General features: G+C 42.0%; 17 protein-coding genes. 7 read left to right on the top strand and 10 right to left on the bottom strand.

The window, feature by feature from the left end:
* Nucleotides 1–6 precede the first annotated feature (6 nt).
* Both BM386_RS17470 and BM386_RS17465 read left to right on the top strand, forming a co-directional pair.
* Entirely contained in the window at nt 7–330 is a 324-nt protein-coding gene (locus BM386_RS17470) for an HNH endonuclease (protein WP_091696615.1), read from the top strand.
* A 262-nt stretch (nt 331–592) separates the two neighbouring features.
* Complete coding sequence (locus BM386_RS17465) at nt 593–1,753, top strand: alpha/beta hydrolase (RefSeq protein ID WP_091696613.1); 1,161 nt, start codon at nt 593–595, stop codon at nt 1,751–1,753.
* A gap of 135 nt (nt 1,754–1,888) precedes the next feature.
* Here BM386_RS17465 and BM386_RS17460 read toward each other — a convergent pair whose 3' ends face one another.
* The gene (locus BM386_RS17460) at nt 1,889–2,227 is read right to left on the bottom strand and encodes a winged helix-turn-helix transcriptional regulator (protein ID WP_091696611.1); all 339 of its coding nucleotides are present in this window, start codon (nt 2,225–2,227) and stop codon (nt 1,889–1,891) included.
* Nucleotides 2,228–2,347: 120 nt separating this feature from the next.
* Here BM386_RS17460 and BM386_RS17455 point away from each other — a divergent pair, with 120 nt between their 5' ends.
* The 3 genes from BM386_RS17455 (at nt 2,348) to BM386_RS17445 (ending at nt 5,600) form a co-directional block, all read left to right on the top strand.
* Nucleotides 2,348–2,737, top strand: a complete 390-nt coding sequence (locus BM386_RS17455) for a DoxX family protein (protein WP_091696610.1) — start codon at nt 2,348–2,350, stop codon at nt 2,735–2,737.
* A gap of 281 nt (nt 2,738–3,018) precedes the next feature.
* A complete protein-coding gene (locus BM386_RS17450; protein ID WP_091696608.1) occupies nt 3,019–3,438 on the top strand; it encodes a helix-turn-helix domain-containing protein in 420 nt (139 codons plus the stop codon).
* 527 nt (nt 3,439–3,965) lie between these two features.
* Nucleotides 3,966–5,600, top strand: coding sequence for a S8 family peptidase (locus tag BM386_RS17445; RefSeq protein WP_091696607.1), 1,635 nt, complete (start codon nt 3,966–3,968; stop codon nt 5,598–5,600).
* Nucleotides 5,601–5,728: 128 nt separating this feature from the next.
* On the opposite strand, the gene BM386_RS17440 is transcribed toward BM386_RS17445, so the two are convergent.
* The 5 genes from BM386_RS17440 to BM386_RS17420 all read right to left on the bottom strand — a co-directional run bounded on the left by BM386_RS17440 (nt 5,729) and on the right by BM386_RS17420 (nt 10,585).
* The gene (locus BM386_RS17440) at nt 5,729–6,880 is read right to left on the bottom strand and encodes a DUF4249 domain-containing protein (RefSeq protein ID WP_170857117.1); all 1,152 of its coding nucleotides are present in this window, start codon (nt 6,878–6,880) and stop codon (nt 5,729–5,731) included.
* Nucleotides 6,881–6,943: 63 nt separating this feature from the next.
* A complete protein-coding gene (locus BM386_RS17435) occupies nt 6,944–7,666 on the bottom strand; it encodes a hypothetical protein (RefSeq protein WP_091696603.1) in 723 nt (240 codons plus the stop codon).
* A 162-nt stretch (nt 7,667–7,828) separates the two neighbouring features.
* Complete coding sequence (rpiB, locus tag BM386_RS17430) at nt 7,829–8,266, bottom strand: ribose 5-phosphate isomerase B (RefSeq protein ID WP_091696602.1); 438 nt, start codon at nt 8,264–8,266, stop codon at nt 7,829–7,831.
* A gap of 181 nt (nt 8,267–8,447) precedes the next feature.
* Nucleotides 8,448–9,299 carry a twin-arginine translocase subunit TatC gene (gene tatC / locus BM386_RS17425; protein ID WP_091696768.1) on the bottom strand — a complete coding sequence of 284 codons (852 nt, stop codon included), beginning with the start codon at nt 9,297–9,299 and terminating at the stop codon, nt 8,448–8,450.
* Between the two features lie 17 nt (nt 9,300–9,316).
* The gene (locus BM386_RS17420; RefSeq protein WP_091696600.1) at nt 9,317–10,585 is read right to left on the bottom strand and encodes a serine hydroxymethyltransferase; all 1,269 of its coding nucleotides are present in this window, start codon (nt 10,583–10,585) and stop codon (nt 9,317–9,319) included.
* 147 nt (nt 10,586–10,732) lie between these two features.
* Here BM386_RS17420 and BM386_RS17415 point away from each other — a divergent pair, with 147 nt between their 5' ends.
* Complete coding sequence (locus BM386_RS17415) at nt 10,733–11,107, top strand: UDP-glucuronosyltransferase (protein ID WP_091696766.1); 375 nt, start codon at nt 10,733–10,735, stop codon at nt 11,105–11,107.
* Here the strand turns inward: BM386_RS17415 and BM386_RS17410 are convergent.
* Nucleotides 11,104–11,331, bottom strand: a complete 228-nt coding sequence (locus tag BM386_RS17410; protein WP_091696599.1) for a hypothetical protein — start codon at nt 11,329–11,331, stop codon at nt 11,104–11,106. The two genes, BM386_RS17415 and BM386_RS17410, sit on opposite strands and share 4 nt — an antisense overlap.
* Nucleotides 11,332–11,434: 103 nt before the next feature.
* On the opposite strand from BM386_RS17410, the gene BM386_RS17405 reads away from it, so the two are divergent.
* Entirely contained in the window at nt 11,435–12,343 is a 909-nt protein-coding gene (locus BM386_RS17405; RefSeq protein WP_091696597.1) for an AEC family transporter, read from the top strand.
* Here BM386_RS17405 and BM386_RS17400 read toward each other — a convergent pair whose 3' ends face one another.
* The 3 genes from BM386_RS17400 to BM386_RS17390 are packed head-to-tail and all read right to left on the bottom strand — an operon-like array spanning nt 12,344 to nt 14,089.
* Nucleotides 12,344–13,147, bottom strand: a complete 804-nt coding sequence (locus BM386_RS17400; RefSeq protein ID WP_091696595.1) for an inositol monophosphatase family protein — start codon at nt 13,145–13,147, stop codon at nt 12,344–12,346. It lies immediately after the preceding gene.
* A 19-nt stretch (nt 13,148–13,166) separates the two neighbouring features.
* Nucleotides 13,167–13,859, bottom strand: a complete 693-nt coding sequence (rsmI, locus tag BM386_RS17395) for a 16S rRNA (cytidine(1402)-2'-O)-methyltransferase (RefSeq protein ID WP_091696593.1) — start codon at nt 13,857–13,859, stop codon at nt 13,167–13,169.
* Complete coding sequence (locus BM386_RS17390; protein WP_091696591.1) at nt 13,856–14,089, bottom strand: 4a-hydroxytetrahydrobiopterin dehydratase; 234 nt, start codon at nt 14,087–14,089, stop codon at nt 13,856–13,858. The genes rsmI and BM386_RS17390 overlap by 4 nt, the downstream gene beginning before the upstream one ends.
* Nucleotides 14,090–14,100: the final 11 nt, after the last annotated feature.

Genomic DNA, 14,100 nt, shown 5'->3' with positions numbered 1-14,100 from the left:
GAAATTATGGCAAACAGATGGGGTATACCAAAAGATGTAGAAAACTTTGTAAAAGAAAGAGACTCCTGTTGTGTTTACTGTGGGATTGTGTTTTCTGATTCTAATGGAGATAGAAAATCTAAACCTTCGTGGGAACATATTATTAATGAAATTAGAATCAACGGGGTCAATAATATTTCACTTTGTTGTATGTCATGCAACGCAAGTAAGGGAGCAAAACTTCTAGAATATTGGTTTCAAAGTGAATATTGCAAGCATAAAAAAATTAATAGGAATACTGTTGCTAAAGTTGTCAAAGATGCATTATTAAACCCTCCAAAATTGAAATAAAAAAACATTTAGAAACTCCCCTCAAAGCACCAAAACTCTTCAAAATCCCCTAAATTGACTCAACTAGCATTTCCACCAAACCAGGGCAATTTTTGAATTAACAATGGATTTTAACAAAGAGAATATTGCGCGTTTTGGTATTGCCACCCAGCTTTTTTCAACCTTCCTAGTTCAAAAACACGTAGAGGATAAGACCTAAAATAATTTTGTTCCCGTTCTTCATGGCTTGAACTGGAAATTATTGATTGATCTAACTAGAACCATGCGTAACTATCACCTCCTACTGATCCTCTTTCTTTTTGGAATCAGACAAGCAAAATCTCAAGAAACTGGGAACATTGAAATCGGCCGCACTCATACCATCCACTCCAGCATTTTGGATGAGGACAGAAGCTATTGGGTCAGTCTTCCGGAATCTTATGGCAATCCAGAGTCCCCTTATAAAGAATATCCCCTGCTGATTGTATTGGATGGAAGCAGCTTTTTTCATCCGATTAGCGGCATGGCGAACTATATGGGGAGAATTGGAAAGATACCGGAGATGATTGTTGTGGGGATTCAAAATGTCAGTCGAACCCGAGATTTCACCCCAGATAAAATCGTCACGGCACGGGAGAATGACTTTGGAGGGGGAGATAATTTCTTGGCATTTCTGGAAGAGGAACTGATTCCCAAACTGGATCAGGAGTACCAAACATCACCTTACCGAATTCTTTTTGGGCACTCGCTTGGCGGATTACTGGCTACCCATGCTTACATGAAAGAAAATACGATTTTCAATTCCTTCCTGGCGATTGATCCAAGTTTTGGCTCTTGGGATGCCGAAACCATGGACAAAAAATTAGAGGCTGTTAGCCCTAATTCATTTAAGAGATACATTTATTTCGCCACTGCGAATTGGGGCAAAAGAAATATCAGAAACCGGGACCGACATGTGCGTTTGTTTGAGTCGCTAAACAGTAGATACGATGGAGTATTTCCTGCGAAATTGGAATATTTCGAAAATGAGGACCATAGTTCCGTTCCCATGATTGCATTCCACAACGGAATAACCAACATTTTTGAGGGCTATGGGATTTCATATCGGGATGTGGATAACTTAGCCCAACTCACTCAGCATTTTCAGGATATTTCGCAGCGGCTTTCCTGGACTTTTGCTCCTCCGGAAAACCTCGTTAACAGAATTGCTTATAGCAAACTTCAGGACAGAAACGAAGTGGAAAAGTCGAAGGCAATGGAGTTCTTTATTTTAAACACCGAAAATTACCCTGCCTCCTACAATACCTTTGATAGTTTGGGAGAGGCTTATGAAGTTTTGGGCGATACTGAAAAAGCCATTGAAAACTATGAAAAATCATTTTCCCTAAACCCGAATAATGGGCATGCGAAAGCAAAGGTAGAGGAATTGAAAAAGTTAGAATAATCAACTTTGTAAGAGGGAAGAAAAGTCCAGCGACTATCCCGAATCGCCCACTCAAGTAAAACAACCCCGAAGCTAGGTGTTTGCAAATTCTCCTTATTATCTCCTTGAATTTGAAATTCAAATAAAAACTATCATCTACTTCCCCATAATCTTCTCTCTATGCAGCAACCCCCAAAAATGTAGCTCATCCAATACTTTTTCGAGAGACATTCCATGCGGAGTTATTGAATATTGAACTTTTGGAGGAAAGGAATCAAATACCTCTCTTTTTACCAACTGATTTGTCTCCAGGTTTTTCAATTCCTTGGACAAGGTTTTATCTGTAATTCCTCCCACTTCCCTATTGATTTCCTTAAAGCGTTTTGGCCCTCCAGCCAAGGAAAATAAGATCAATAGTTTCCACTTTCCCTCCAATGCCTCCAAGGCGTCTTTGATGGAAAGCATGGTTTTAGGACAACCTCCCTGTGATATCATAGCTTCATTTTTTTTTGCGATACTATCCCAATAGATAGCGCTATCCGCGAGGATAGTAATATCATTTGGAAAGCGAATTTATATAATGTTGTGCCTAGGAAACAAACCGACTTACAAACTATGGCGATTCAAAAAAGATTTAACCTCTTGAACATTTCACTTTGGGCAGTTCAGATTTTACTCTCTCTCACATTTATCTATGCAGGATTTATGAAATTATTTCTCCGTGCCGATTTGCCTTGGCTATGGATTAAGGAAAACCCGGAATTGGTATGGATCTCAGGAATAGTTGACTTGCTCGCTGGGTTGGGGTTGACTTTACCTACCTTGCTTCGAATTCGTACTATGCTGACTGTTTATGCTGCTTTTGGAACCATCGCACTTATGCTTTCAGCCATCCTGTTTCATGTGTTGAGAGGAGAAGGAGATCAGATTGGGTTTAATGTATTCATGCTTATTTCTGCGGCATTTATTGCCTGGGGTAGAGGGAAGAAATGTCCGACAGGATAAAAGTTTTCTAACAAAACCAGGGAAATTGGGATGATAGTGATTCCTTCTGCAATTCAGATCCATCATACTATTTTAATGGTTCTTCCGACAGTGCTTGTCCGGTTTTTTGGGTAATCGGATAAATTATCCCTACCAAATCCCTATTTTACCTAGGAAATTGAACCTCCATTCCTGCATCTAATGCCGGAAAGGTTTAAATTTGAATTAAGACACAAATCAATCTCAGCCTGTTCTTGCCTGCAGGGCAGGACTTCCCAGAGAATACTAAAAATAAGTAAACCATGACCGACTCCCCATCCAAACAAATCCATCAAGGCCGCAATGTCAAACGCTTTAGGGAAATGCTGGGGATCAAGCAGGAAGCTTTGGCCTATGAGCTTGGGGAGGATTGGAACCAGAAGAAAATCTCCATGCTTGAGCAAAAAGAAGAAATCGAAGCAAGTCTGCTTTCACAGATCGCTGAAGTACTCAAGCTTCCCGTAGAAGCATTCCAGAATTTTGACGAGGAACAGGCAGTGAATTTTATATCAAATTCATTCGGTGATCACGCTTTCGATAATGCTTTCAACAAAGGAACAATCAATTTTCATCCAGTTGAAAAAATCATCCAACTCCACGAAGAAAAAATCGCTTTATATGAGCGCATGCTAAAGGAGAAAGATGAAATGATGAACAGACTCGAGAAGTTGATAGGGAAATAATTACCCCTAAACTATCTCAGGAAACCAGATGACCTAGCTTATTCCATAGCAAAAACTGCAAAATCCTCCCCTCCTCAATAAGGCTTCCCATATACTATTGACTAAAAAATGTTATTCTTAAAGTATATTATGACCATACCATGACCAATACTAAACCAATCTAAGATCTATCAAAAATCAATATTAATATGATCATATAATAATCATAGACTAGTTTATCTAAAATTTTACTTTGATTTTATTTTTACACATGATATAGAAATTATTAGGAGTACAGGCCGTTCGCTATCACCCAGAAGTAACTTTCGATTCGGTGTGCTACAAAGCTGTGCGATTGGCAATACTTTATTTCTCAAGTAGGTTTAGAATGGCACTAATCAAATGCGGTACTGAGAATCCTATTAAAAAGCTTTCTTTAATTTTCTCTGGCTATCCAGAGTCAGCCATTCATGTAAATCCAATATCCCTTCACCATTTTTAACAGGTAAAAATCCACTCTTTTTGAAGCGCGGGCGTTACTTTTAACTATGATTAAAAGCAAGATTCAAATTTTGGCAGGACTAGGCCTTGGCCTGCTAGTGATGGGATGTAATTCCTCATTAGTATTGACAGCTCCTCCCATCAGTTACACAAACACTAGCCCTAAAGTAGCCGAACTTTCAGATCAGCAATCTAGACATTGGGGGCATTTAGATTTACAAAAGGACACTGTACCTGGTATGAGCGTGGACCGTGCTTATTCCGAACTTCTAAAAAAGAAAAAGGGCGAGGAGGTGATCGTTGCGGTGATCGATTCAGGTATAGACCTAGATCATGAAGACATCAAAGGCGTACTTTGGACTAATACTAGTGAGAAGCCTGGAGATGGAATTGACAATGATGGAAATGGTTATATCGACGATATCCATGGGTATAACTTCCTTGGCGAATCCTATAATGAGCAAATGGAAATGGCTAGAATCCTCCGCCTAAAAATCGGTGACGAGGCTTATCAGGAAGCCGCCAATAAAAAGCTGAATGCAAAACTCCCTGAAGCTCAAGCAGCGCTTCCACAACTCAAGCAGATTGAGGCTATGGTAACCATGGCAGACGAAAACATCAAAGAAGCTTTAGGAAAGGAGAATTATTCTCTTGCTGATTTAGAAGAATATAAGCCCAAAAACACCCAAGAGGAAAGAACTGTGGGAATGCTGATGCAGGTGATGACCATGGGCGAAGAAATTCCAGCTGCGATCAAGGATCTTCAAGATGGGATCAAGTATTATGAAGCGCAAGTGAATTACAATCTAAATGTGGACTTCAATGGCAGAACTCCCGTGGGAGATGATCCATACGACTATTCTGATCAGGACTATGGAAATGGAAATCCTGATTCCAGATACGCAGATGAAAGTCATGGTTCGCACGTAGCGGGGATTATCGCAGCCACCCGAAATAATAAAAAAGGAGTGGATGGTGTAGCCAGCAACGTGAAAATCATGTCTGTCAGAGCCGTACCAAACGGAGACGAATACGACAAAGATATTGCCTTGGCCATACGTTATGCGGCTGATAACGGAGCGAAAGTGATCAATGCCAGCTTTGGAAAGGGTTTTTCCCCCAATTCAGAATGGGTGTACGAAGCCTTAAACTATGCAGCTTCCAAGGATGTACTCTTTGTGCATGCGGCAGGAAATGACGGTATGGACTTGGACTCTCCGGAAAATCAAAACTTCCCCAATGATAGCCCCGAAGGACTTTCAGCAGATTTCTCCGATCACTACCTGACTGTAGGGGCTTTGACATCTCAATTCGGAGAAGGTATGATCGCCGTTTTCTCTAATTATGGAAAGGAAAATGTGGACATTTTCGCCCCTGGGGATCAGATCTACTCTACCATGCCAGGCGATTCCTACGAATTTCAAGGAGGTACTTCCATGGCCGCACCGGCAGTTGCGGGCTTGGCAGCGATGATTCGCTCCTATTTCCCAGATCTTACTGCAGCACAGGTGAAGCAAGTCATTATGGATTCCGGCATTTCACCTTCGGTAAAAGTTCAAGTAGGCGGACAAGAAGGACCTGAAAAATCCTTCACAGAAATCTCCAAATCCGGCAAAATCGCCAATCTCTACAATGCCCTGATTTTAGCTAGTGAAGTCGCTAATGGCAGTACAAATCTGTAAAAGCCTAGCTTAGATATCCCCTGTTCATAAAAAAGCCCAAACCTGAATTTTCAAGTTTGGGCTTCTTTAGTGAAAGAGTTTGGAATAGCTCAAACCAACTAGAGCGTGCAAATAATACCTCAGACAGTTCAATCATCCCAAAAATCAGGTTTGACATTTGTACCTCTTAGCGTACAATCCGCACAGCGTCGCTCTGTCCCTTGATAGCCGACCACGTAGGGAATACCTGGTACTGATATGGGCGTGGCGGGCACGAAATTCCCACTTCCAAAAAACTCCTCATAAGAAGCGATTGGAATGGTATCATTGGCCACTTCACACTGAAAATATTCAGGAAGATCATCTATCGCCCATGGAATTACTTCTCTTAGACTTATAAAAAGTCGCTGCTGACGCATAACTCCAATACTAATAAACCCGATCACAGGGGCTTCTGGGTTGCCAACCTGCGCGATGTTGCTAGGCATCTGAGATGGAAGTGGACTAAAGATCGAGCCTAATTCAGTGGAGTTTTTATTTAGGATAGCCCAAAACTCTGCTGCTTTTTCTGATATGGCTTTTTGACTGACCAACACACTATACCTCATACCAAGCCGCTCATCTCCATTTAAGATTTTCTTTAAAGTTTTGCGGAAAACTGCTCCCTCTTGAAATCTAATGGATGTTTCTGAGATCAGTTCTTCATTTGATCCTCCTCGATAGCAGATATCCGTTCTTTCAAATTCTTCCAAATACACAATGTCCTTGCTTGCTGCATCATATTTGAAGTAAGTAGGAATGGCCGGTCTGAATGCATAGGTCTCCTCATAGTTCCACATAAAATATTCGGCAGCATCTCCCCCTTTTGTCCGAACAAAAATTTCTACTCCCTCCTCGTCTTTTACAAACCCCAACTCTTCAATTTCAGGGGTTATGATTGGGTTAAGTATTTCTGAAGCGTAGTTTTTCCCATCATCGGTGAAGATATGAAGCGTATATTGATCATCTTCAGGGACGTTGTGGGCAAATTCATATTCCCCATTCCCCAGATAGCTGAGAGGAAACTCCCCTCCCGATTCTGCTTTTAAATACACTTGCCCTTCCGGAAAAATAGCCTCTGAGCCCTCCTCTGTTTCCAAGCTTTTGGTATAGCTTAATTTCAAACCACTAGGAAAACCTTCTGTATCCAGGTAGCCTTCCACTACCAAAACCTGTAAATCCTGAGGTGGAATCTCTGGACTGAATGGTTCCCTACACCCTATTATCAGCAATTGAAAAAGTAAGCTCATCAGACCAATCATACACTTGTTGGCTTTACAGAACGGGTTATCTATGAGAAATTGGTATTTAGTCATCGTCCTCATCTAATTCACAAAACCCTTAAAATCTTCTCTAGTATTCTCAATCATCGTTACCAAAGCTGCCATATATTCCGCCAAGTCTGCTTTGGCGTCTAACTTCTGAAGTTTCGCCATTTTTTTGACATCCTTTTTGTTCAGTCCCAGCGCTTTGATTGCCTGCTTCCCATTTTTAACCTCCACAAAATCCTCATCCCACCAATAGAAATGATCCAGAGTTTCTAAAAAAGTATAAGTCACCCTACCTGGTTCTCTATAAACTGTTTTTTTCTTGTAGTTCTTCACCAGTACTTTTATCCTCCCATCAGAGCGTACCTCGTAAAACCCATTTTTATGCTGGGCATAAAGCTCGTTTCCGGAAAACCTCCGAAAAAGGGCTCCATCTTCAAATGCAAACTCGTCAATTTTACCCGGTTTGATCCTGATCTTCTCTTGGTAGATCGGGTGAAAAGTGACAACTTCATCTTCATTCTCATTATATAATAAAGGCACCGCAGTATAGCTCACACCATTGATCCTAAGCACTCCATCCTGAAAATCGGGGCTTTTGTGATACGGGTGCCCGATATAATTATCGGGTGGATCTTCGTATTGTGCACCGGTGATCAACTCTTGAAAATAAGGCAAGTGATCCTTATAAAGCGATAGAAATGTCTGGGATTGACCAAATGATTCTAAGCCTTGGAAAAGGAAAAAGATGGTAAGTATCAGGGCCAGTTTTGGGTTCATTTCTATTATTTCAAGACCTGGGTAAATTCACTCCATCTGCAAAGAACAAATTAAAGCATAGAAAACCATCCCGTTAGAATAAAACTAAAAAAGCCCAAACCTGATTTCTCAAGTTTGGGCTTCTTCGGTCCTCGGTCCTCTGTCTTCCAGCTTTTCAGCTTTTCAGCTACAAGCAATCTTATTCACCCGATTCTGATGTCTTCCTCCTTCAAATTCGGTAGTCAAGAATATCTCAGCTAGCTTTTCTGCCAGTTCATACGATATAAAACGGGCAGGAAGAGCTAATACGTTAGCATTGTTATGCTGTCTGCACAAAGCTGCCAAGTCTTCATTCCAGCAAAGTGCGGCACGGATTCCCTGGTGTTTGTTTGCAGTGATGGCCACACCATTTCCAGATCCACAGATCACAATGCCCAAGTCAAATTCACCTGCTTCGATGGCAGAACTCAAGGGATGCACATAATCCGGGTAATCCACAGAAGCATCTGAGAAAGGCCCAAAGTCCTTTACCTCGTAGCCCAGTGATTCCAGTTTGCTGATCATTTTTGCTTTGTATTCAAAACCTGCATGATCTCCTCCTATTGCTATTTTCTTTGCCATAATTCTTTGAAGACTCAAGACTTTAGAAAGAAGACATTAGTAATTAATGCCTTCTATCGTGTCTTTAATTTTTATGTTCAAATCTTTAACTCTTTTAAATCAAGCTTCAATGCCGTCATCTTGGCTCTTGACTCTAGATTCTAATATCTAGCTACTTGCTACTAAAATCTAATGTCTAATCTTAAAGCGCATCATCTATCTCTTCCTCAGCTCTTTTCTTAGCTCTCTTTCGCTCCAGACGTTTTGCAATCTGAATTCCAGCTTCGTAAAGCACCAGAATCGGCATTGCAATCAAAATCTGACTAATTACATCCGGAGGCGTGATAATCGCCGACAATATCAAGATAACCACAATTGCATGTCTTCTGTAAGCTTTTAGCATACTGGAAGTCACCAATCCTGACATCGCCAAGAAATAAACGACCACTGGTAGTTGGAACATGATGGCCGAAGCCAACACCAACATCGTCAAGGTAGAAATGTAGGATGTAATGTCAAATTCATTCAGAATCGACGGATCCAACTGATAGTTTGAAAGGAAATTGATCGAAAGTGGCGAAAGGATAAAGTATCCGAAAGCAGCTCCCATGAAGAAGAGTAAGCTTACAAAGAAAACAGCTCCTCTAGCGGCATTTTTCTCCTGATCGTATAAACCCGGGCTGATAAATCGCCAAACTTCCCAGAAAACAAAGGGAAAGGAAGCAATGAATCCCACCACAAAACTAGAAGTCATGTGCATGGTAAACTGCCCCGTCATCTGCCTACTTTGGATCGTAAACGGCAACTCGTCAATACACAGTGCCGGCAAACCCACCACATCGCTGAGTTGACACAGCCATCTGTATGTGACAAAGTCCACCTTGGATGGCCCAAGGATAACTATTCCGAAAACAAAGCCTTTGGCAAGAAAGGCCGCAACAGACAAAATCAAAATAGCTGCTACGGAACGAAGCAAATGCCAGCGCAAAGCTTCTAAGTGGTCCAAAAAGGACATTCCTTCTTCTTCCTCTTCTTGGTATTGATCTAACGCCACGGGTGGTATGTATAATTCTAGTACAATGGAAACTGATTCATCCAAGCATTTACTTCGCTACGGATGTTCGCCAATTCGGCTTCATTCTCATGATTTGTCAACGCGCGGTCTATCAGGTTGACGATCTTTACCATATCATCTTCTTTCAACCCTCTGGTAGTCACAGCAGCTGTGCCTACTCTCATTCCTGAAGTAACGAACGGAGATTTGGTATCAAAAGGAACCATGTTTTTATTGATGGTGATATCCACTTTACCTAAGGTTGCTTCTGCAATCTTGCCGGTAAGGTCTTTATTTCTTAGATCAATAAGCATCATATGATTGTCTGTTCCTCCTGAGATGATTTGATATCCCAGACTTACGAACTTGTCCGCCATTACGGATGCATTCTTTTTCACCTGAAGCACATAATGCATGTATTCGTCCGAAAGACACTCTTGAAAAGCCACCGCTTTTGCAGCGATCACATGCTCCAAAGGACCGCCTTGCGTACCCGGGAACACTCCCATATCCAGCAATGCAGACATTTTTTTGATTTCTCCTTTAGGAGTAGTGATGCCCCAAGGATTGTCGAAATCCTCACGCATCATGATCATACCACCTCTTGGACCTCTTAGGGTTTTATGCGTCGTAGTGGTCACAATATGGCAATGATCCAATGGATCATTCAATAGTCCTTTTGCGATCAAGCCAGACGGATGTGAAATATCCGCCAAAAGAATAGCATCTACCTCGTCAGCTATTTCTCTTAATCGTGCGTAGTCCCAATCTCTAGAGTAAGCAGAAGCTCCACATATAATCATTTTAGGAGATACTTCCAGCGCTTTCTCATGAAGCTTTTCGTAGTCAATTCTTCCGGTTGCTTCTTCCACTCCGTAAAAATGAGGTTCATATAGTTTCCCTGAGAAATTCACAGGAGAACCGTGAGTCAGGTGACCACCGTGAGATAGGTCAAAACCTAGAATAGCATCACCTGCTTCGAGACAAGCCAACATCACAGCTGCATTAGCCTGCGCGCCAGAGTGAGGCTGCACATTGACCCAAGTGGCTCCGAATAGCTCTTTAGCGCGATCAATTGCCAACTGCTCGATCTTATCTACCACCTCGCAACCGCCATAGTAGCGCTTGCCCGGAAGACCTTCCGCATATTTGTTTGTCAGCACGCTTCCTGCGGCTTCCATTACTTGCTTACTGGTGAAGTTTTCGGAAGCAATCAGTTCTATGCCTCTCTTTTGTCTGTCTTCTTCTTCGTTGATAAGGTCGAAAACAAGCGAGTCTCTTTTCATAATCAGGGGTTTGAAAGCCAATTTTTATGGATCGGTAGCCAGAAGGCCTACCTGCAAATGTGCCCAAAAATAGCCCGAAAGTCCCGATTATCCAATCCAAAAAAAGGATTGAGATTTTCTATTCTAAGGAATTGCTATTTTTGGCGGATGATTGATTTCAAATTCCGCCCTGAAAGCTATTTTACTGAGGAAACAACTTCTGTTTTATTGGTGAAAATGAATTACCCAGAGAGTCAGTGGGGTGAGCAAATCAGCATTTATGCCCATTGGTTGGAGGGAAAAATACAATTTGAAGTGGTGGATTTCTATGGAAATGAATACATGCTTTACCCATCGTCCAGCTATGAAGCGCTGACTTTGGAAGAATTGGTCTTTTTGCTGGAAGGAATGCAGGTGAATACCGACACTATGGAAGGTAATATGGAGTTAATCCTCGACGGAATACCGGAAGTCGAAAGTGACTTCTACCCTGAGTTAGGAAAGTATTTTGAGGAAAAAAGGAAAAGCTTCGGGTTGGATTAGAAATCCAGTAAGGCCTGCTTTTGCATAGAAACCTGATGGGTACGAAACCAATATTCGTAAGTCTCGAACTCTAGGCAATCAGAGATTTCATTTCCCTGAAACATGATTTTCTTCACACAGTTGACAGGAAGCCAGGATTTCAAGGTAGAGGATTGCTCTTTCGAAAGTTGCGAAAGCTGAATCCATTTTCCTCCGTTGATAAAAATTGGTATAAGTTTCGTCATAGACTTTGGATTATTTGACCTAAAAGTATCCTGATAATCAGCAAAGTACAATTATACAAAATTATTTTTATGTTAATAAAAATTACGTTTTACTAAAACCCGCATGACAGGAGCTATTATCGCATTTTTCTGCCTTTTACTGGGACTTTTTCTTCAGAAGCAACCAAACCTACCCCTCGAAAAAATCACCAAATGGGTCAATGCTTACTTACTAAACATTGTACTGCCAGCACTGGCGCTATTGTATATACCGCAGATAAATCCAGGGCTGGAGCTGCTCATTCCCATTTCCTCAGCTTGGTTTACTTTTCTTCTGTCTTGGCTGATTTTTGGGATGTTGGGCAAAGTATTAAACTGGGATAATCAAACCACCGGATGCTTGGTGATCGTCGCTGGATTAGCCAATACCTCCTTTTTAGGATTTCCGGTAGTTGAAGGCCTCTATGGAAAAGAAGCACTTCCTATCGCTCTTCTGATCGATCAAGGTGGGTCTTTCTTACTAGTTTCCTCCCTTTCTATTTTGGTCGGCTCGATCTATTCTCACAAAGAGGGAAATCTAAGGGAGATTCCCCTGAAAATCCTGAAATTCCCACCGTTCGGATTTCTATTGCTAACAATGGCGATGAGCATCTTGGGCTGGCAAACTCCGGAGTTTCTAATTCCCATAGTTTCTCTGATAGGTAAGACCATGGCTCCAGTGGCAATTTTCGCCATCGGCTTAAAGTTCTCCATTGACTTTGACTCGCTCAGCTCCAGATTTTATTGGTTTGGAATGGGCTATCGCCTATTGCTGGCACCCTTGATGGTCTGGCTGATCTATAGAAATATTCTTCCAGAAGACAGTCTTGAGTTCAAAGTCACCGTTCTAGAAAGTGGAATGGCGCCCATGATCACAGGGTCAATTGTGGCCATTCAATACGATCTCAGGCCTAAGCTCGCTACGCTTCTGGCAGGCTTAGGCATTCCGATCTCGATCTTAAGTATTATGTTTTGGTATTATTTCTTGGGCTGATTATCCCCAGGATTTTTTTACATGAGTAAATAGTTCTTCATGAATTTTCTCATTGGTAGCGATAATTTGCCTTCCAAAGATAAAATCCCTTCCATTTGAGAAATCCGTCACTTTTCCACCGGCTTCTTCTACGATGAGTGCTCCTGCAGCTACATCATAGGAATTGAGATTGTATTCAAAGAACGCCTCTACCCGGCCGGCAGCTACATAACAAAGATCAGCAGCAGCACTACCGAGTCTGCGCGCACCATGCGAAGACTGCATAATAGACTTCAGTACGGCGAGGTATTTATCGATCATATCAAAATCGGAATAAGGAAAACCCGTTGCTATAAGTGAAGAAGCAAGCGTAGGAGCAGCACTGACTTTTATCCTGGTGTCATTGCAAAAAGCTCCGCCTCCTTTCATAGCATAAAAGCATTCATGAAGATTGACTTCATAAACTACTCCGAGAATTACTTCATCATGCTCCATCAAGGCTATACTCACGCAAAAAATAGGAACACCATGTATGAAATTGGTCGTGCCATCCAGCGGATCTATCACCCAATTGAATTCTTCTGCTTGGGTAGTGTTTGTTCCTTCTTCGGTGATAAAACCAGCCTCCGGGAACACCTTGGATAGTCTATCCACAATAATCTTTTCCGCTTGCTTATCCACATAGGAAACCAAGTCATTAAAGCCCTTGTGTTCTACCTTATCCATTTTGAAATGCTGTCTTTCTCTGCGGATGAAGGCTCCAGCTTCTTTTGCTATTTCTTGAGTTTTCTCTAGAAGTAGCGTCAGTTTTTCTGTTGAGATCATAAAAGTTGTTGGGTTGAAATCAGGCTTTGGGATTCTTACCGGCCACAGTAAGGACGATTTCCCCTTTTAGTGTATTGGTCTGGTAATATTCTATTAACTCCGCTAAGGTGCCTCTTACGTTCTCCTCATGGAGCTTGGTGAGCTCCCGGGATACGCAAGCTTGTCTGTCCGCTCCAAACGCTTCAGCAAGCTGTCCTAGCGTTTTCAGGAGACGATGCGGTGATTCGTAGAAGATGATGGTTCTTACCTCTTCCATCAGGCCATCTATTCTGGTCTTTCTGCCTTTTTTGTGGGGCAAAAAGCCTTCGAATACAAAACGGTCATTTGGCAAGCCAGAATTCACAAGAGCTGGAACGAAGGCGGTGGCTCCAGGAAGGCATTGTACCTCTAACCCCGCTGCAAGTACTTCCCTCACCAGCAGGAATCCAGGATCTGAAATAGCAGGTGTACCGGCATCAGAGATCAAGGCAAATACTTCGCCCCTGTTCATCCGCTCCACGAGTTTCTCCACGGTTTTATGCTCGTTGAAAATATGGTAGCTCTGAAGCGGTCTGGAGATCTCCAGATGCTTAAGCAATTGTCCGCTCGTGCGGGTGTCCTCTGCCAGGATTACATCAGCTGTTTTCAGGACTTCAATCGCCCGAAGCGTGATATCCTTCAGGTTACCGATGGGAGTGGGTACTAAATAAAGGTTTGGAGAGGTTTCACTCATGCAAGTATTTTATCTATGGCTTTTGCCAGCTCACGATCTTTCTCGGTCACCGTATTACCTGAATCATGGGTAGTCAGTTCGATTTCTACAATATTGTAAACATTACTCCAGTTCGGGTGATGCTGCATGCCCTCGGCTAAAAATGCCACACGGGTCATAAAGCCAAAAGCTTCCTGAAAATCGTTGAACTTAAATGTTTTTTTGAGTTTGTTATCTTCTTCTTTCCACATAATCGAATGAG

Source organism: Algoriphagus locisalis (genome assembly GCF_900116615.1).
GTDB lineage: Bacteria > Bacteroidota > Bacteroidia > Cytophagales > Cyclobacteriaceae > Algoriphagus > Algoriphagus locisalis.
Note: the sequence above shows the minus strand (reverse complement) of the source record. Positions and strands in the feature narration are given on the sequence as shown.